At 73.6% G+C, this 17,955-nt stretch carries 14 protein-coding genes; 7 read left to right on the forward strand and 7 right to left on the reverse strand.

Annotated elements, in window-relative coordinates; translation table 11 throughout:
• The first annotated feature begins 358 nt into the window (after positions 1–358).
• Complete coding sequence (locus tag ACIP98_RS32325; protein ID WP_401979296.1) at positions 359–2,815, forward strand: helicase-associated domain-containing protein; 2,457 nt, start codon at positions 359–361, stop codon at positions 2,813–2,815.
• 29 nt (positions 2,816–2,844) lie between these two features.
• Here ACIP98_RS32325 and ACIP98_RS32330 read toward each other — a convergent pair whose 3' ends face one another.
• From ACIP98_RS32330 to ACIP98_RS32340, 3 genes are all read right to left on the reverse strand, one after another.
• Positions 2,845–4,692: an ABC transporter ATP-binding protein gene (locus ACIP98_RS32330; protein WP_401979298.1), complete on the reverse strand. Its 1,848-nt coding sequence runs from the start codon at positions 4,690–4,692 to the stop codon at positions 2,845–2,847.
• A gap of 208 nt (positions 4,693–4,900) precedes the next feature.
• Positions 4,901–5,317 (reverse strand): DUF2809 domain-containing protein, encoded by a 417-nt coding sequence (locus tag ACIP98_RS32335; RefSeq protein WP_401979299.1) that lies wholly within the window; start codon positions 5,315–5,317, stop codon positions 4,901–4,903.
• Positions 5,318–5,340: 23 nt separating this feature from the next.
• A complete protein-coding gene (locus ACIP98_RS32340) occupies positions 5,341–5,874 on the reverse strand; it encodes a GNAT family N-acetyltransferase (RefSeq protein WP_401979301.1) in 534 nt (177 codons plus the stop codon).
• 288 nt (positions 5,875–6,162) lie between these two features.
• On the opposite strand from ACIP98_RS32340, the gene rox reads away from it, so the two are divergent.
• Together rox and ACIP98_RS32350 are read left to right on the forward strand one after the other, a co-directional pair.
• Positions 6,163–7,596, forward strand: coding sequence for a rifampin monooxygenase (gene rox, locus ACIP98_RS32345; RefSeq protein WP_401979343.1), 1,434 nt, complete (start codon positions 6,163–6,165; stop codon positions 7,594–7,596).
• Positions 7,597–7,765: 169 nt separating this feature from the next.
• Positions 7,766–9,013, forward strand: coding sequence for a phosphodiester glycosidase family protein (locus ACIP98_RS32350; protein ID WP_401979303.1), 1,248 nt, complete (start codon positions 7,766–7,768; stop codon positions 9,011–9,013).
• A 64-nt stretch (positions 9,014–9,077) separates the two neighbouring features.
• On the opposite strand, the gene ACIP98_RS32355 is transcribed toward ACIP98_RS32350, so the two are convergent.
• Complete coding sequence (locus ACIP98_RS32355; protein ID WP_401979305.1) at positions 9,078–10,166, reverse strand: MerR family transcriptional regulator; 1,089 nt, start codon at positions 10,164–10,166, stop codon at positions 9,078–9,080.
• A gap of 397 nt (positions 10,167–10,563) precedes the next feature.
• Between ACIP98_RS32355 and ACIP98_RS32360 the strand changes: the two genes are divergently transcribed.
• The gene (locus tag ACIP98_RS32360) at positions 10,564–11,316 is read left to right on the forward strand and encodes an endonuclease/exonuclease/phosphatase family protein (RefSeq protein WP_401979306.1); all 753 of its coding nucleotides are present in this window, start codon (positions 10,564–10,566) and stop codon (positions 11,314–11,316) included.
• 86 nt (positions 11,317–11,402) lie between these two features.
• Here ACIP98_RS32360 and ACIP98_RS32365 read toward each other — a convergent pair whose 3' ends face one another.
• Positions 11,403–12,287 (reverse strand): metallophosphoesterase family protein, encoded by an 885-nt coding sequence (locus tag ACIP98_RS32365; protein ID WP_401979308.1) that lies wholly within the window; start codon positions 12,285–12,287, stop codon positions 11,403–11,405.
• Between the two features lie 211 nt (positions 12,288–12,498).
• On the opposite strand from ACIP98_RS32365, the gene ACIP98_RS32370 reads away from it, so the two are divergent.
• The 3 genes from ACIP98_RS32370 (at position 12,499) to ACIP98_RS32380 (ending at position 14,978) form a co-directional block, all read left to right on the forward strand.
• Positions 12,499–12,921, forward strand: a complete 423-nt coding sequence (locus ACIP98_RS32370) for a MarR family transcriptional regulator (RefSeq protein WP_319664703.1) — start codon at positions 12,499–12,501, stop codon at positions 12,919–12,921.
• A gap of 116 nt (positions 12,922–13,037) precedes the next feature.
• Positions 13,038–13,484, forward strand: a complete 447-nt coding sequence (locus tag ACIP98_RS32375; protein ID WP_319664701.1) for a VOC family protein — start codon at positions 13,038–13,040, stop codon at positions 13,482–13,484.
• 39 nt (positions 13,485–13,523) lie between these two features.
• Positions 13,524–14,978, forward strand: coding sequence for a dihydrolipoyl dehydrogenase family protein (locus ACIP98_RS32380; RefSeq protein ID WP_401979309.1), 1,455 nt, complete (start codon positions 13,524–13,526; stop codon positions 14,976–14,978).
• 359 nt (positions 14,979–15,337) lie between these two features.
• On the opposite strand, the gene ACIP98_RS32385 is transcribed toward ACIP98_RS32380, so the two are convergent.
• Complete coding sequence (locus ACIP98_RS32385) at positions 15,338–15,829, reverse strand: hypothetical protein (RefSeq protein WP_401979311.1); 492 nt, start codon at positions 15,827–15,829, stop codon at positions 15,338–15,340.
• Between the two features lie 107 nt (positions 15,830–15,936).
• Complete coding sequence (locus tag ACIP98_RS32390) at positions 15,937–17,832, reverse strand: ABC transporter ATP-binding protein (protein ID WP_401979312.1); 1,896 nt, start codon at positions 17,830–17,832, stop codon at positions 15,937–15,939.
• Between the last annotated feature and the right edge of the window lie 123 nt (positions 17,833–17,955).

Genomic DNA, 17,955 nt, shown 5'->3' on the forward strand with positions numbered 1-17,955 from the left:
CGTACCCGACTGTGGACAACGGCCGTGGGGGGGGGGGGGGGGGCCGCCCCCCCCGCCCCCCCCCCCCCCCCCCCCCCCCCCCGACCCCCCCCCCCCCCCCCCCCCCCCCCCCCCCCCCCCCCCCCCCCCCCCGTCCGTGCGAGTGCGGTCACGGATCAGCGGCGCCCGAAGACGCCCTCACCGCTGCCGAGGCCGACGCCGCCACGGTGAGGCCGTCGAGCCCTTCCCGTCCCCAGCCGTTGGCCGCGCGCAGGTCGGGTGTCCGGTGCTTCGCCAATCCGGTTTTCCTGCGGGCCTGTTCGCGGCGCGGAGCGTCCGGTGCCCGGCGAGGCGGTGGCGCTGCCCTAGGCTCGGACGCGTGGATGAGCGCACTGCCCTGGAGAGATGGCTCGGCGGGCTCCCCGGCGAGCGTCTGACCGCCTTGCTGGAGGAGCGTGAGTTGCCCCATGCCGGGGGCTACACGCGGATCGACACGTTCCGGCAACTGGCGGAACACCTGCTGACCGACGCCTCCGTGGAGCGCGCGCTGGCCGCCGGGACCGCGGGGGACGTGGAGTTGCTCGCTTGGGTGGCGGCCAGGGCGCTGGAAACATACGGCCCCGTCCCCGCCCCGGAGCGGGCCGCGTACTCCTGGCGGCCGGAGCCGCCCCTGGTGGACTCCTACCAGCGGCTGGTACCCGAGGCGGACGTGCGGGACCGGCTCGAACGGGGCGGGACGCCCCGCGAGCACCTGACCTCCGCGCTGGACCGGTTGCGGGACCGCGCACTGCTGCTGCCCGCTCCTGCCGGCCAGTTGGCGCTGCCCTCCCTGCTGCACACCTGGGCGGCCCGGATGGACGGCTACGGCAGGCCGCTGGACACCCTCCTGACCCGTGCCTACAACGCGCCCGAGATCAAGCGGATCGCCGCCGCGCTCGGCATCGAGCCGCGCACCCGCGCCGACGCCCAGGCGGCGATCGGCGCCCTGCTCGCGGACGCCGGCCGGGTGAGGGAGCTGGTGGCCAAGGCGCCGGCGGCGGCCCACGAGCTGCTGGACCACATGGTGCCGGGGCCTCCACTGATGCGGACGCGCCGCTTCGTCTCCCGGTACGGGGGCCACGCGGGCGGCCCGGACGACAAGTACACCTTCCGGGACGGCGGCAGCGGCGACGAGGGCACCGACTGGCTCGCGGAACGCGGCATGGTGGTGCCGGTCGGGCCGGATCTGGTGGAACTGCCCTACGAGGTGGGCCGCGCCCTGCGGCTGGACGGTCCCACTCGGGCCCTGAGCCTGGACGCGGAACCGCTCACCTGCGTCGCCGAGTTGCCCCACGACTGGGACGGGCAGGGCGCGATGGCGGCCGGGGCCGCCGCGTGGCGGGCCGAACTGGTGCTGCGGGAACTGGCCGCGCACCCCCTGGCGGTGCGCAAGGCCGGCGGGGTCGCGGTGCGCGACACCCGGCGGCTGGCCAAGGCGGCCGGAACGAGCGAGGAGCACACCCGCCTCTGGCTCGACCTGGCGGTGAACGCCGGCCTCGCCGCCCCCAAGGCCGACGAGCCGGAACCCGCGGTGCGCGGCCGGGGGAGGGGGCGCACCCGTCCCGGCGCGCCGAAGCCCTCGGCGCGGCTGCTCGCCACCGACCGGTACGACGCGTGGGCGGCGGCCACGCCCGCCGGGAAACTGCTGCCGCTGATGGCGGCCTGGGCCGTGGTGCCGGAGGTGCTCACCCACTGGCCGGAGCAGGACGAGACGCCGGTGGCACTGATCAGCCCCCAGGATCCGTACGCCGTAGCGCTGCGGCACGGCGTGCTGCGCGCGCTGGCCACCCTGCCGGACGGGTACGGGCTGGTCGCCGGCGAAACAGCGCACGCCGAACTCCTCGACCGTGCCGCCTGGTTCCAGCCGGTGCTCGGGTCCCGCTACGACGGCCACGGCGGAAAAGACGAAGGCCTGGCCGGGCGGCTCGAGGCCACCCTCGCCGAGGCCGAGCTGTTCGGCCTGGTGGCGCACGGCGCAGTCACCGGGGCGGGCCGCGCGATCGTCGGCCTGCTGGAGGCCGGGGCCGGGCGCCACTACCCGGCCGTCCCGGGCGCGGACGCCGACCCGGCGGCCGAGGGCACGGCCCGGCTGGGGAAGGGCCTGGCCGCACATCCGGACCTGGCCGAGGCGGTGGCGGCCCTGCGCGAGGCCCTGCGCGCGATGCTCCCGGCGCCCAGCACCACGGCCCGGTTCCAGGCCGACTCCACCGCCACGGTGACCGGCGCTCCCGCCCCCGACCTGGCCGCACTCCTGTCCGCGGTCGGCGACATCGAGTCCGAGGGGCACGCCGTCGTCTGGCGCATCACCCCCGTCTCACTGCGCCGCGCCTTCGACGCGGGATGGAGCGCCGACGACATCCTCGAACGCCTCACCGCGGTCCGCGAGCCGGGCACCGAACTGCCGCAGCCGCTGGCGTACACCGTCAAGGACATCGCCCGCGGGCACGGGCGGCTGCGCGTGGTGCGCTCCGCGTGCTGCGTCCGCTCCGACGACACGGCACTGATCGCCGAGGTCGCCCAGACCCGCGGCCTCGCCGCATTGGGCCTGCGGCGCATCGCGCCGACGGTGCTGATCTCCACCGCGCCGCCCGACGAGACCCTCGCCGCCCTGCGCAGGGCCGGCTACGCCCCGGCCCTGGAGGCCGAGACCGGCACGACCGTCCTGGAGCGCGTGTCCGAGGAACGCTCCCGGTCCATGGTCCCGGCCCTGGACCGGGTACCCGTGCGGTACGGCGGCCACCGCATGCCCGGGACGCCCTCCTCGGCCCGGGACATGGCGGACGCGCTCCGCGGGTGAGGCGACCGCCTCCTGCCCGGGGCCGCCGGTCAGGACGGGGTGGGGGTCGCCTCCCGTTCCCGCGGGGTGTCGTCGAGGAAGCCGCCCGACTGGTGCTGCCACAGCTTCGCGTAGGCGCCGTCCGAGGCGAGCAGGTCCTGGTGGGTGCCCTGCTCGACGATGCGCCCGTGGTCGAGGACGACCAGCCGGTCCATGGTGGCGACCGTGCTCAGGCGATGGGCCACCACGAGCGCGGTGCGACCCTCCATGAGCCGCCACAGCGCCTCCTGGACCAGGACCTCGCTCTCGGAGTCCAGTGCGCTGGTCGCCTCGTCGAGCAGCAGGATCGGCGCGTCCCGCAGGATCGCCCTGGCGAGGGCGACCCGCTGGCGCTGTCCGCCGGAGAGTTTGATGCCGCGCTCGCCCACCATGGTGTCGAAGCCCTCCGGCAGCGCGTCGGCGAACTCCGTGACGTGCGCCGCCTCGGCCGCGCGGCGGATCTCGGCCTCGGTGGCCTCCGGCCGGGCGAACGCGATGTTGTCCCGCAGCGTGCGGTGGAACATCGCGGGGTCCTGCGGCACGTAGGCGATCAGGCTGCGCAGATCGGCCTGGCGCAGACCGCTGATGTCCTGACCGCCGACCAGGATGCGGCCGGAGTCGATGTCCTTCATCCGCAGCAGGAGCCGGGTCATCGTGCTCTTGCCGCCGCCGGACCGGCCCACCAGTCCGATCTTCTCCCCGCCGGGCACCGCCAGGTCAAGGCCCTCGAAGAGGGGCTCCGCGCCCGCGTGGGCGAAGGTCACCTGCTCGAAGCGGACGTCGGCCGACCGGCGCGACCCGCCCCGCAACGGTTCCGGGGACTGAGGGTCGAGCACCGTCGCCGGGGTCATCAGCAGTTCGGTGAACTGCGCCGCCTCGGTCATCGAGCTCTCCAGGCGGCGGTAGATCTGGTTGAACTCGAACATGATCCGGGTGGCGTTGGTGTAGTAGGTGAAGGCGACCACGATCGCCTCCACGTTGTGCGCCCCGGAGTGCCCGCTGCTGCCGAGGGTGATCGCGAGCAGTAGACCCAAACCGTTGGTCAGCACCGACAGCGGCGCGACCAGCGTGTCGATACGCAGATTGCCGTAGTCCCACGACTTCAGAGTGAGCCGCCGCGACTCCGCGACACGGCGCCGGTGCTCGGCCGCCTCGCGCTCCTCGGCGGCGAACGCCCGCACCGTGTCCATGTTGGCCAGGCTGTCGGCGACGTGGCCCGACACCCGGGCCAGCGCGGCCTCACGCTGGTTGACGAGCGCCTGGCGGCGGCGGATCAGCGGGGCCACGCACAGCGCCGTGAGCGCGATCATCGTCACGAGCCCGACGACGAGCAGCGGTTCGTAGCGCCACAGCACCACCGAGCCGAACAGCAGCGGCACGAGAGTGCCGATGATCTGGAACGTGACCGTGTCGATGACCTCCTCGAACCGGGAGGCGAAACTCAGCACCCGCTTGGTCAGCGATCCCGCGAAGTTGTCGTGGAAGAACGCCGCGTCCTTGGCGAACAGCTCGTCCATGCCGACGACGTACAAGTGCTCGATGCCGAGGGCGTCGAGGCGGTTCAGGCAGTGCAGACCGAGCCGCCACAGGGCCTCCGCGACCAGCAGCACGCAGGCGAAGCCGAGGACGTAGGGCAGGGCGGTCGCGTAGCCGATGGCGCTGCCGCCGGCGACGCGGCCGACGAGCTTGGCGACGATCAGCGGCGCCAGATAGTTGATGCAGATGTTGCCCAGCGCCGGCAGGAGCATCGCGGGCGCCGTCCAACGCCGCAGCCGGGACAGCTCCCTTCCGTAGTGGCGAAGCGCGAGGACGACCGAGCCCTTGCCCGGTGTACCCGCGTGTTCCTCAGACAGTCCCATCACAACCCCGTGTTGTCGTACGGCGGCCCGCCACGTGCGGATTCACGGGCCGTGCGGCGCCCCGGCCCGGTTCGGGCGCGCGCCTCGACAGCGAGAGGCGCGGGGGAGGGGAGTGTCCCGCGCCGGAATCCCCGGAGTCCAAGGATTTTCCCCGAATGGCGTACTTTCGGCCGTCTTCGGAGCGGCTGCGGGAGGCCTGCCGGGAACCTCATTCCCCCTGGTGAAGGGGGTGCGGCGGATACGGCACGGGCCGGCGGGACAGCGCGGAACCCACCGCGCCGTGGACGAGCCCGCCCACCGCGGCACCGACCGCGTACCAGAACAGATCGGGTGCGTTGAAGGTCGAGCCGAGCACGAGGCGGGCGGCGGTGCTCCGCGCGGCCAGCTCCGCCGGCACATGGCTGAGCTGGAGGAACTCCACCGCCCAACTGAGAGCCAGCGCGCTTCCGGCGGCCACGAGCGGCCGGATCCGTGGCGCCACCAGGACGGCGAGCGCCACCAGCAGGAGGGTGTAGAGCGCGTCCCCGCCGTACTTGGCCGCGCTCCCCGCCGCCACGGCCCGCAGCCCCAGGCCCGCGCCGACGGTCAGCACGGCGGCTCCGGCCGCCACCAGGCGGGTTCCCATCAGGCCTTCGGTGCGGGCGCTGTTCACGTCCGGGGCGTCCACTCGCTCGCGAGCAGGCCGAGGACGGCCTCGTCCGCGAACGCCCCGTACACCCAGGCGGAGCGCCGCAGGGTGCCCTCGCGCACGAACCCGGCGGCGGTCGCGGCCGCGACCATCGGGGCGTTGTCCGCGAGGGTCTCGATCTGGAGCCGCTGCAGTCCGCGGACCGCGAATCCGTACTCGCACAGCGTGCGCACGACGTCGACCGCGAAGCCGCGGCCGCGGAACGCCGGGCGCAGGGAGATCCCGATGTGCGCCGTCCTGTTGTGCGTGTCGATGCCCCAGAGCAGGGCCTCGCCCGCCAGTTCCTGCGACTCCAGCTCCACCACGGAGAACACGGCCGCCCCGTCCGCCGGATCGGTCACCGCGAAAGGCGACCGGCCCGCATCCCGCGGGACGGGCCGCCACGGGCGGGAGTCGGCGCGCGACCGTACGGCCACGTCGTCGTACAGCTCGGAATGGAGAACGTCGACGTCGCTCTCCTGCCGGGCGCGCAGCCCGATCTTCTCGCCATGCATCACGGGAGCATTGCTATACGAGGGGGAGCGGCCGAGCAAGCGCATTCCCCCGCCCGCCCGTCCGCCGGCGGACGGCACAAGGAGACAGCGAAGGCGAGGGGGTCGTACCCTCCTCGCCACTCTCAACCTATAGCGCACCGGGGGCCTTGCGGCAAGCCCCCGGTCGTGCCGCAGAATCCGCGACGGACGGCAGAACTGCCGAATGGGCCGGTTCGTGAAGTACGTGCGCTCCTGGGGGATTTCGTGACCGACGCCAACAACGACAACGACGACAACGACGACAACGGCGTGATCGACGTGATCGTGGCCGGCGGGGGGCCGACCGGCTTGATGCTGGCGGCGGAATTGCGGCTGCACGGCGTGCACGTGGTCGTGCTGGAGAAGGAGGCGGAGCGGGCCGGCTTCGTCCGTGCTCTCGGTCTGCACGTGCGCAGCATCGAGGTGCTGGACCAGCGCGGTCTGCTGGAGCGTTTCCTCGCGGTCGGGAAGCGGTCCGCGGCCGGAGGTCTCTTCGCCGGCTTCGACATGCCCTGGCCCGACCGGCTGGACACCGCTCACCCCTACGTCCTCGGCATTCCGCAGCCCGCCACCGACCGCCTGCTCGCCGAGCGCGCGGCCGAACTCGGCGCCGAGATCTACCGCGGCCGCGAACTCGTCGGACTGAGCCAGGACGACCAGGGGGTGACCGCCGAACTGGCCGACGGCACACGCCTGCGCTCGCGTTGGCTCGTCGGCTGCGACGGCGGGCGCAGCACGGTGCGCAAGGTGCTCGGCGTCGGCTTCCCCGGCGAACCCACCCGGGTGGAGACGCTGCTGGGCGAGATGGAGGTGACCGCGGCGCCGGAGGAGGTGGCCGCCGTGGTGGCCGAAGTCCGCAGGACCCAGAAGCGGTTCGGGGTCGGGCCCTTCGGGGGCGGGGTGTACCGCGTCGTCGTGCCCGCGGCGGGGGTCGCCGGGGACCGCTCGGTCCCGCCGACCCTCGACGAGGTCAAGCGGCAGTTGCGGGTGTTCGCCGGCACCGACTTCGGCGTGCACTCGCCGCGCCGGCTGTCCCGCTTCGGCGACGCCACGCGGCAGGCCGAGCGCTACCGCACCGGCCGGGTGCTGCTGGCCGGCGACGCGGCGCACGTCCACCCGCCGACGGGCGGGCAGGGACTCAACCTCGGTATCCAGGACGCGTTCAACCTCGGCTGGAAACTGGCCGCCGAGGTCAACGGCTGGGCGCCGGACGGGCTGCTGGACAGTTATCACGCCGAGCGGCACCCGGTGGCCGCCGACGTCCTGGAGAACACCCGCGCGCAGATGGAGCTGATGAGCACCGAGCCCGGCCCGCGCTCGGTGCGCCGTCTGCTGTCGGAACTGGTGCGCTTCGAGGACGTGAACCGGCACCTGGTCGAGAGGATCACCGCGATCGGGATCCGCTACGACGTCGGCGAGGGCCACCAGTTGCTCGGGCGACGGCTGCGGGACGTGCGGTTGCGGCGGGGGCGCCTCTACGCGCTGATGCACGGCGGCCGCGGGCTCCTGCTCGACCGTACGGGCCGGCTGTCGGTGGCCGGCTGGGCGGATCGCGTCGACCACGTGGTCGACGCCGCCGAGGCCGACGGGGAACTGGACGTGCCCGCCGTGCTGCTGCGGCCGGACGGCCATGTGGTGTGGGCGGGCGAGGACCAGGCGGATCTGCTCGGCCCGCTGTCACGGTGGTTCGGCGCCGCCGCCTGAGCAGCGCCGCGGGTTCACCCGCGCCCGGCCGCGCGCCCGCGGGACCCGCGCCCGGTCCGCCAAGATTCGCCGCCCCGTCAGAGAACTGCCACCGGCTATTCCTCCGGACCGCATCTCATGGCTCCGGCGGATATTCGTGCGCCATGCATGCACATATGACGGGACACACATGACCAGAATGACAGGGCGGGCCCGTACGGCGGCCGCGTCCGTTGCGGCGGCGATCACCATGAGCGTGACGGTCCTGGGCGCCGGTATCACCCAGGCGGACGCCGTCGAGCGGGTCCGGCTGGCGGAGGACGTGACCGTCGCGCCGGGCATCACGTACCAGGCCTTCTCCGTGACCGCCTCGCACGGCAAGGTCACCGGCCACGTGATCACCGCCGACCTGAGCGACAGCCGCGTCTCGGTCGGCATGCTGACCCCCGGCAAGGTCTCCGCCCGCACGAAGCTCTCCCAACTGGTCTCGGCGCAGGGCGCGGTGGCCGGCGTCAACGCCGACTTCTTCAACATCGACGAGACGCAGCACCCCGGCGTGCCGGCCACGAACTCCGCGGTGGGCCCGGCCATCGACAACGGTGTGGCGCTCAAGTCCGCCGTGCCGAACGGCCAGCGCTTCGGGCCGGGCCTCTCGCCCGGCACGTCCACCCGTGACGTGATCGGCGTCGACTACAAGAACGTGGCCCACCTGGACTCGCTGACCCTCGACGGCTCCATCAAGGGGCACCGGGACAAGGAGCTCGGCCTCGACGGGTTCAACCAGTACGCGATCCCCGTCGGCGGCATCGGCGCCTTCACCTCCCAGTGGGGCGACATATCGCGCATGCGCGCCACCTGCGGCACCGACACCGTACGGGCCGCCGCGTGCAGCACGGACGTCTACGAGGTGACCGTGCGCAACAACCGCGTGGTGTCCGGCTCGTCCACCATCGGGGCCGGCGCCATCGACGCGGACTCCGTGGTCCTGGTCGGCCGCGAGGCCGGCGCGGCGGAGCTGCGCTCGCTGGAGATCGGCGAGCACATCCGGGTCTCCGAGGACCTGGACTCCGCCGGGGGCAACCGGCTGAAGTTCGCGGTCGGCGGCAACCCGGTGCTGCGCGACGGCGAGCCGATCGCGGGCCTGGACAACAAGGCCGTGGCGACCCGCACCGGTGCGGCCTTCGGTGACGGCGGCCGGCTGCTGTACCTGCTGGTGCTGGACGGCACCGCGGAGAGCGGCGCGGGCCTGACCGTCGCCGAACTCGCGGGCGTCTTCCAGAGCGTGGGCGCCGACAACGGTGTCAACCTGGACGGCGGCGGCTCGTCCACCCTCGTGACCCGTGACGCGGTCACCGGGCTGCCCGTGGTGCGCAACCACCCGACCGGCGGCGCCGAGCGGCCGGTCCCGGAGGGCATCGGGCTCTTCTCCCGCGCCTGACCGGTCGGCCCGGGCGGCGTCGGCCTCGACGACGCCGCCCGAGCCGGTGCCACGGCATGCCGGGTCAGTCCTCCAGGCGGACGGGCATCAGGAGCGAGAAGGTGTCCTCGGCGTCGGTCCTGCGGACCGCCAGCGGCGCGGTGGGAGCGCCGAACTCCAGGATCAGCCGGTCCTGGTCTCCGGCGGCCAGGGCGTGCAGCAGGAAGTCGCGGTTGACGGCGACATCGCCCGCGTCGTCGCCGCCCTCGCCCCCGCAGACACCCACCGTGCCGTCGTCGGTCACCTTGAGTACGACGATGTCGAAGGACACGCCGTCCTGTTCCCGCACCTCACCGGCGCGGACCGGACCGGCCTCCACCGCCGCCCGGAACGCCGGGACGTCGACGAGGGCGCGCCGCCCGGCCGGCACGCGGATGAGGCGACGGTAGTCGGGGAAGTCGTGGTCGACACGCCGGCCGGCCGCCTGCCGGTCCCCCGCCTCCAGGGCCACGCGGTCACCGTCGACGGTGAGCCGGACGGACCCGCCGTCGCTCAGCAGCGCCCGCATGGCGTCGGCCAGCGGGGACGGTACGACGACCTGCGTACGGGGCCCGTCATGTGCGGTGGCGCCCGCTCGCGCGACCGCCATCCGGTACCGGTCGGTGGCCACGACCCGCAGGATCCCGTCCTCGATGTCGAACAGGACTCCGCCGAGCATGGGCAGTTCCGGGTCGGTGCCGGCGGCGAAGCGGACCGCGTCCAAGGCCGCGGCCAACTCGGCCGCGGGCAGGTCCAGCCGGGCGGCGGTGGGCGTGCTGGTCGAGGTCATGGGATTCTCCCTGCGATCGAGAAGGGCTCGGACCGTGGAGAACTCGATGCGGGCATCGGACAGCGTCCGTTCGAGACGGCGCAGATGCGACTCGAGCAACTGCCGCACCAGGCCGGTGTCCCGGCCGGACCAGCCCGCCAGCACCAGCCGGATGTCCGCGAGCGGCATCCCCGCCCTGCGCAGCCGGGCCAGCAGCCTGGCCTCCTCCAACTGCTCGGCGTCGTACCAGCGGTAGCCGCTCACGGGATCCACCCAGGCCGGCACCAGCACGCCGGCCCGGTCGTAGAACCGCAGGGCGCTCACGCCCAGCCCACTGTCCCGGGCCATCTCGCCGATACTGCGCATCTCGCTCTCCACACCCGGAACCCTGAGCCCTGCACCAGGTCGAGGGTCAAGCCCGGCCGGCCGGCGCGTGCGCGAGCGGCCGACCCCGGATTCAGCAGCGTCGTCCGCAACGCCTCCGTGAGCGGCGCCTCCACCAGCATGCACGTCCTCGGTGTCCATCGGACGTTGTGGTCCCCGGCCCGGAGGCCCGCACGCTCCTGGCGGCACGTGGACAGCCCCCCCTCCTGGGGCTGCGGCTGCGGCTCCTGGTGGTGCCGGCAGCTCCCTGTGGACGGATGACCTGCAGGTTCTCCACGGGGAGTCGGGGGGCCGTTCATTTGGCGGTCACGACTCCGCCAGGGTGGAGGACGACGATCGTGATCGTTCCGCCCCCGTCCCCACCCCAGGAGGATCTTTCATGCTGCGCCGGACCCTGGCCGCGCTCGCTGTCGTCACCGCGCTCACCACTGTCACCACCTCCGGGATCGCCGAGGCGTCGGCCGCCGAGGGCAGAGGGCCGCGGGTGCTGGACGTGATGACGTTCAACATCCACCACGCCCAGGGCACCGACGGCGTGCTCGACGTCCGGCGGATCGCGGACGTCGTCCGCGAGAGCGGCGCCGACGTGGTCGGGCTCCAGGAGGTCGACAACCACTACTCCGGGCGCAGCGACTGGGCCGACCAGGCCGCCGATCTGGCCGCGCTGCTGGGCTACCACGTGGTGTTCGGCGCCAACATCGACAACGCGCCCCCGGCCGGCAGCGACCACAGGATCCAGTACGGCACCGCGATCCTGTCCCGCTACGCGATCACGGAGTCGGACAACACCTGGCTGTACAAGTCGCCCGGCCAGGAGCAGCGCGGGCTGCTGCACGCCGCGCTCGACGTCCGCGGGAGGACCGTGCACTTCTACTGCACCCACCTGGCGGCCAGTTCGCAGACCGACCGGCTGCAGCAGACCCCGCAGATCGTCGACAGGATCGGCGCCACCCAGCCGGCGATCCTCGTGGGCGACTTCAACGCCGTTCCTACCGCGCCGGAGTCCCAGCCCCTGCAGAGCGCCTACACCGACGCCTGGGCGACGTCCCCGCACCCGCGCGGCGACGGGGCGACGTACCCGCCGAGGCTCCGGCCGAGCGGATCGACGACATCTACACCACGAAGAAGGTGAAGCCGCTCCTCACGCACGTCGTGCACGTGGACGAGACGGCGTCGGACCACCTCCCGCTGGTCAGCAAGGTCGTCGTCGCCCCCTGATCAGGCACCGGGCCCCAGCCGGTCGATGACCGAGCGGAGCTGGTCGCGGTCGAGCTCGTACACCGTCTCGCCCGCCCGCGGGTCGCGTGCGTGCAGCACGTGGAACATCGGGGCGTAAGGACCGGCGAGGTCGACGAGGGTCGCCGAGGCCCCGCGTACGGCCCGCTCGGTCCCCGGCGGGGCCGTCAGATCGATCCGGCTGAGGACCCCCGCGGTCACCCACACCGGGACGGACGCGAGGTGGCCGAAGAGCTGGAGATGGAAGTGGCCGCAGAGAACGAGCCGTACGTCCGTGCCGCGCACGACGTCCGCCAGTTCGGCCGCGTCCTGGAGGCCCAGGGTCTTCTGGACCTCGACGTCGAGGGTGACCGGCGGGTGGTGGAGGACCACCACCGACCCGTTCGGCGCGGGCGCGGCCAGCACCTCCCGGAGCCAGTCGAGCTGGCGGGCGCCGACCCGTCCGTAGACCTTGCCGGGGACGAGCGAGTCGAGCGTGATGAGGCGGTGGCCGTCGATCGTGCTGGCGGCCGCCCGCTCGCCCTCCGGGGAATCGACCACGGTGGTGGCCGTGTCGCGCCCGTCGATGCCGATGTGGCCGCTGCCCAGCACCTTGGCGAAGGCGCCGCGCTCGTCGTGGTTGCCGGTGCAGAAGACCACCGGGGCCCCCTTGCGCGAGGCGAACTCCCGCACCATGTCGCGCGCCGCGGTGTACGCCTCCGGCGAGCCGTCGTCGGCGACGTCCCCGCTGACGACGACTGTGCCGATGCCGGGTACCGCCTCCAGGTCGGTGAGCATCCTGCGCAGGGACTCCCGGGCGTCGACGCCGCGGGCGTTCGGCGCGTCGTCGGGGCCGATGTGGATGTCGGACAGGTGAAGTATCCGCATCCCGGCCACGGTACAGAGACCCTGACGTGGCGTCATCACCCCGCGCGAGGGCGGCGCCGCCACGCCGGCGCGCGCCGTCCCGCGGTGCCCTCTTGACCTGTCAAGCAGTTAGGGTGAGGACGTGTCGCCCCGAGAGCAGTCACCCCGGTCATCGCGGTCGCCCCAGGCACCGCAACCACTGCAGCCCCTCAGCGCGCGCGAGGAGGCGTTCGTGCGCGAGCTGAGCCGGGTGATGCTGGTGCTGCCCCGCGTGGTCGACAACGACCTGGTGCGCGAGGCGGGACTGCCGCTCTCCGAGTACACCTCGCTGATGCACCTGTCCGAGGCCCCCGAGGCGCAGTTGCGGATGAGCGAGCTCGCGGACGCCTGCAACCTCTCGCTCAGCGGCGTGACCCGTGTGGTCATCCGGCTGGAGAAGCAGGGCTGGGTCCAGCGGGTCAAGTGCACCGAGGACGGGCGCGGGTGGAACGCCGTGCTGACCGATGCCGGGCTCGCCCGTCTGGAGCGGGCCTGGCCGACGTTCCTGGCCACCGTGCGGCAGAACCTCGTCGATCACTTCGAGGGCCAGGACCTCGCCTCGCTCACGGCCGCGCTCCGGAAGGTCGCCGGCGGCGACCTGGCCGACCAGGGCTGATCCCCGCCGCTCTCCCCGGCTCGCACGTCACCTCCTTGACAGGTGACGTTCTCGTCGGTCATGCTCGTCACCAGTCAGACCGGTGATGTAAATCCCCCACGGAAAGATGGACGACGATGGACCTGAAGCTCGAAGTGCTCGTTCTGCCCGTATCCGACGTCGACCGCTCCAAGCGGTTCTACGAGGAGGGCATGGGCTTCCGGCTGGACGTCGACTACTCCGACGACAAGGGCTTCCGGGTCGTGCACCTGACGCCCCCCGGATCGCAGTGCTCCATCCTCTTCGGCGACGACGTGACCACCGCGGCCCCGGGTTCCGCCCAGGGCCTGCACATCGTCGTCACCGACGTCGAGCAGGCGCGGGCCGAGCTCGTCGGGCGCGGCGTCGACGTCAGCGAGGTGTTCCACGACGCGGGCGGCGTCTTCCACCACGCCGGTGACAAGGACCGGGTCGCCGGCCCGCACCCCGAGCGCGCGAGCTACGGGTCCTTCGCCTCGTTCAGCGACCCGGACGGCAACGAATGGGTCCTCCAGGAAGTGACCACCCGCCTCCCCGGCCGCTGAGCGACGCCTTCGCGTACCGAGAGAGGCACGGGAACACCCATGACACAGACCGAGACCGAGACGTCCCGCACCTACGACGTCGTCGTCATCGGCGCAGGGCCGGTCGGTGAGAACGTCGCGGACAGGACCCGTGCCGCGGGTCTGAGCACCGTGATCGTGGAGAGCGAACTGCTCGGCGGCGAGTGCTCGTTCTGGGCGTGCGAGCCCAGCAAGGCGCTGCTGCGGCCCGTGTTGGCGCGCGCCGACGCCCGCCGGGTGCCGGGACTGCGGCAGGCCGTGGAAGGGCCGCTGGACGTGTCCGCCGTCCTCGCGCACCGCGACGCCATGGTCCATCACTGGCACGACGACGACCAGGCCGAATGGCTGGCCTCGGTCTCCGTCGACCTGGTCCGCGGCCACGGCCGGATCGACGGGCCCCGCCAGGTGGTGGTGCGCACCCCCGACGGCGGGACCGTACGCCTGCACGCCCGCCACGCGGTCGCCGTGTGCACCGGCACGGGAGCGGCGCTGCCTGACCTCCCGCATCTGGCCGACGTCCGGCCGTGGACCAGCCGCGAGGCGACCGGCGCCGACCGGGCGCCCGGCCGGCTGGCCATCGTCGGCGGCGGGGTGGTAGCGGTCGAGATGGCCACCGCCTGGCAGGGCCTCGGCTCACAGGTCACCCTGCTGGTCCGGGGAAGCGAGGGGCTGCTCCCGCGGATGGAGCCGTTCGCCGGGGAGATGGTCGCCGACGCCCTGCGGGAAGCGGGTGCCGACGTACGCCTGGGGGCCTCCGTCACCTCCGTGACGCGGGACGACGACGCGGGCGGGGAACTGCGCATCACCCTGGCGGACGGCGACCGCCTGGCCGCCGACGAGATCCTGTTCGCGACCGGCCGGGCCCCGCGCACCGCCGCGATCGGCCTGGAGACCATCGGCCTCACCCCCGGCGACTGGCTCACCGTCGACGACACCTTCCAGGTCACCGCGGTCACCGACGGCTGGCTCTACGCCGTCGGCGACGTCAACCACCGCGCCCTGCTGACCCACCAGGGCAAGTACCAGGCCCGCATCGCGGGCGCCGTGATCGCGGCGCGCGCCCAGGGCGAGCCGGTGGACGAGCGCCGGTGGGGCAGACACGTCGCGACCGCCGACACCGCGGCCGTACCGCAGGTGGTCTTCACCGACCCGGAAGTCGCGGCGGTCGGCCTGACCACGCAGGAGGCGCGGCGCACCGGCCGCCGGGTCACGGTCGTGGACCACGACTTCTCGGCCGTCGCCGGCGCCCACCAGTACGCCGAGGGATACCGCGGCAAGGCGCGCATGCTGGTCGACGCCGAGCGCGGCACCGTGGCCGGGGTCACCTTCGTCGGCCCGGGCGTCGGCGAGCTGCTGCACTCGGCCACCGTCGTGGTCACCGGCGAGGTGCCGGTGGAACGGCTCTGGCACGCCGTCCCCGCCTTCCCGACGATCAGCGAGGTCTGGCTCCGCCTGTTGGAGGCCTACCGGGGATAGGCGACCCGGCGAGCGTCCGGCGGCCCGGCGGGCGGACTGCGACCGTGCTCCTCCCCGCCGAAGCGTCGCCGCCACCGCCCCGATCGGGATCGGGATCGTGCGGGACTCCGGCCTTCCCATGGGGCCGGGCGCCCCCCTGTCCCGGCAGGACGGCTGCCCTCCGGGCCGGGGGCGAGGCCGCCGGTGCCCTGGCCCCGATCGGGACCGATGCACGGGGCCCACGGTGCCGCGTGCCCTGGCCGAGCGGTTCTTCGGCGCGGAAGCCGCAGAGGCCCGGGCACTGCCGGCCCTCTTCGGTGCGGAGGCGCAGGGCCCTCGCCGGATCCGTCACGTCGTCCGGGGACGCGAGGCGGCCCCGGTCAGCTCACGGGCGGTGCGTGGTCGGCCACTGCGTCCCAGCCGGGTGGGCCGGCCACGCACTTCCCGGCGCGATCCACCAGGTAGACGATGTCCCGGCCGCCCACCGTGGACCGCCCGGCCGGGGTGGGGGCCGGGGCGATGACGGGGCACGTCGACTCCACGCCGTGCACGACGACCCGGTACGCCACCGGCCAGGGCCGCTTCTCGTGCCACCCGAGGTACGAACCCCCGCCCTCGGTAGTGTCGCCGTCCGGGGCGCCGACGACCACCAACCCGCGGGAACCGCAGTCGGGACAGTGCTCGACGCGCGCGTCCCAGGCCGATTCGTTGACCAGGCGCACCTCCAGGCCCTGATCGGGGTCCGCGGTGCCGCCGCACCCGGTCAGGGCGAGGGCCGCGATTCCCGTCAGCAGGAGCGGCAGACCTCGCCGTACCGGTGCCCTGCCGGAGCCGGACGTGGCTGCTCGGCTGGTTCGTGTCGTGCGTCGCATGGCGGGGCTCTCCACGGGTTCGGATGTGTCGCGTGCGCGTGCTCCGGCCTTCCCGGGGCCCCTCATTGTCCACGGCCTGCCACCACCGGGACAGGCCGTGCCCCGGCCTAGGCGACCCCGGCCGGTTCCGGCTCCGGGTCGTCGTCCGTCCTGAACTGCGTGCGGTGGAGCTCGGCGTACCTGCCGTCGGCCGCGAGGAGTTCGGTGTGCGTGCCCCGTTCGACGATCCGCCCGTCCTCGACCACGAGGATCAGGTCGGCGGCCCGGACGGTGGACAGGCGGTGGGCGATGACCACGGCGGTCCGGTCCTCCAGGGCCTCGGCCAGGGCCTCCTGGACGGCCGCCTCCGAGGTGTTGTCGAGGTGGGCCGTGGCCTCGTCGAGGATGACGACCCGCTGCCCCGCCAGGAGCAGCCGGGCGATGGTCACGCGCTGCCGTTCGCCGCCGGAGAGCCGGTACCCGCGCTCGCCCACGACGGTGTCGAGCCCGTCCGGGAGTTCGGTCACGAGGTCCGCGAGGCGGGCCCGGCGCAGGACCTCCCACAGCTCGTCCTCACCGGCGTCGGGCCTGGCCAGCAGGAGGTTCGCGCGGATCGTGTCGTGGAAGAGATGGCCGTCCTGGGTGACCATGCCGACCGTGGCGCGCAGCGACGCCGCCGTCAGGTCGCGCACGTCCACCCCGCCGACGCGCACCGCGCCCTCGTCCACGTCGTACAGCCGGGGCAGGAGCTGGGCGATGGTCGACTTCCCGGCCCCCGACGAGCCCACGAGCGCGAGCGTGCGGCCGGCCTCGGCACGGAAGGAGACACCGCGCAGCACCTCGCCGCCCGCGCGGGTGTCCAGGCTCGCGACCTCTTCGAGGGAGGCGAGGGAGACCTTCTCGGCGGACGGGTAGCCGAAGCGCACGTTCTCGAACTCCACGGCGAGCGGCCCCTCCGGCACCTCGCGGGCGTCCGGCTTGTCGGCGATGAGCGGCGACAGGTCGAGGATCTCGAAGACCCGCTCGAAGCTGACCAGGGCGCTCATGACGTCGACACGCGCACCCGCGAGCGCCGTCAGCGGCGCGTAGAGGCGGGTGAGGAGCAGGGCGAGGGTGACCACGGAGCCTGCTTCGAGGGTGCCGGTGAGCGCGTAGTGGCCGCCGAGCCCGTAGACCAGCGCCAGCGCGAGGGCGGAGACGAGGGTGAGCGCGGTGATGAACGCCGACTGCGCCATGGCGGTGCGCACCCCGATGTCCCGCACGCGGCGGGCGCGTTCGGCGAACTGGGCGGACTCGTCGGCGGGCCGGCCGAAGAGCTTCACCAGCGTCGCACCGGGGGCGGAGAAGCGCTCGGTCATCTGCGTGCCCATGGCGGCGTTGTGCGCGGCGGCCTCCCGCTGCAGGCGGGCCATGCGGGTGCCCGTGCGCCGCGCCGGTACGACGAAGACCGGCAGGAGCACCAGGGCGAGCAGCGTGACCTGCCAGGACAGGGCGAGCATGACGCCGAGCGTGAGCAGCAGGGTGACCAGGTTCCCGACGACCCCGGACAGCGTGTTGCTGAAGGCCCGCTGGGCGCCGATCACGTCGTTGTTGAGGCGGCTGACCAGCGCGCCGGTGCGGGTGCGGGTGAAGAAGGCGACGGGCATGCGCTGGACGTGGTCGAACACGGCGGTGCGCAGATCGAGGATCAGGCCCTCGCCGAGGTTCGCCGACAGCCAGCGGTTCACCAGCCCGAGACCGGCCTCGGCGAGCGCGATGACGGCGATGAGCGCGGCCAGGACGGTCACCCGGCCGGAGCGGTCCCCGGAGACGATGGCGTCCACGACCCGCCCCGCCAGGACCGGGGTGGCCACGGCGAGCAGCGCGGTCACCACGCTGAGCAGCACGAACCATGTGATCCGGCGGCGGTGCGGCCGTGCGAACGCCGCGACACGCCGCAGGGTGTCGCGGGCCAGGGGGCGGCGGTCCTGCGTGGCGTTCATGACGCTGTGCAACTGGGTCCAGGCGGTGGTCTCCATGCTCATGTACGGACCGTAGAACCTCGACCGCCGTCGAGGTCAAGAAAGCGACCGGAAGGCCCCCTCCGGCGTGGTCGCGCCGGTCGGCCGACGGAGCGGGCCCGCCGCCGTCCCTTCCCGGCGGTCCGG

It is taken from the genome of Streptomyces sp. NPDC088354 (assembly GCF_044753585.1).
Classification (GTDB): domain Bacteria; phylum Actinomycetota; class Actinomycetes; order Streptomycetales; family Streptomycetaceae; genus Actinacidiphila.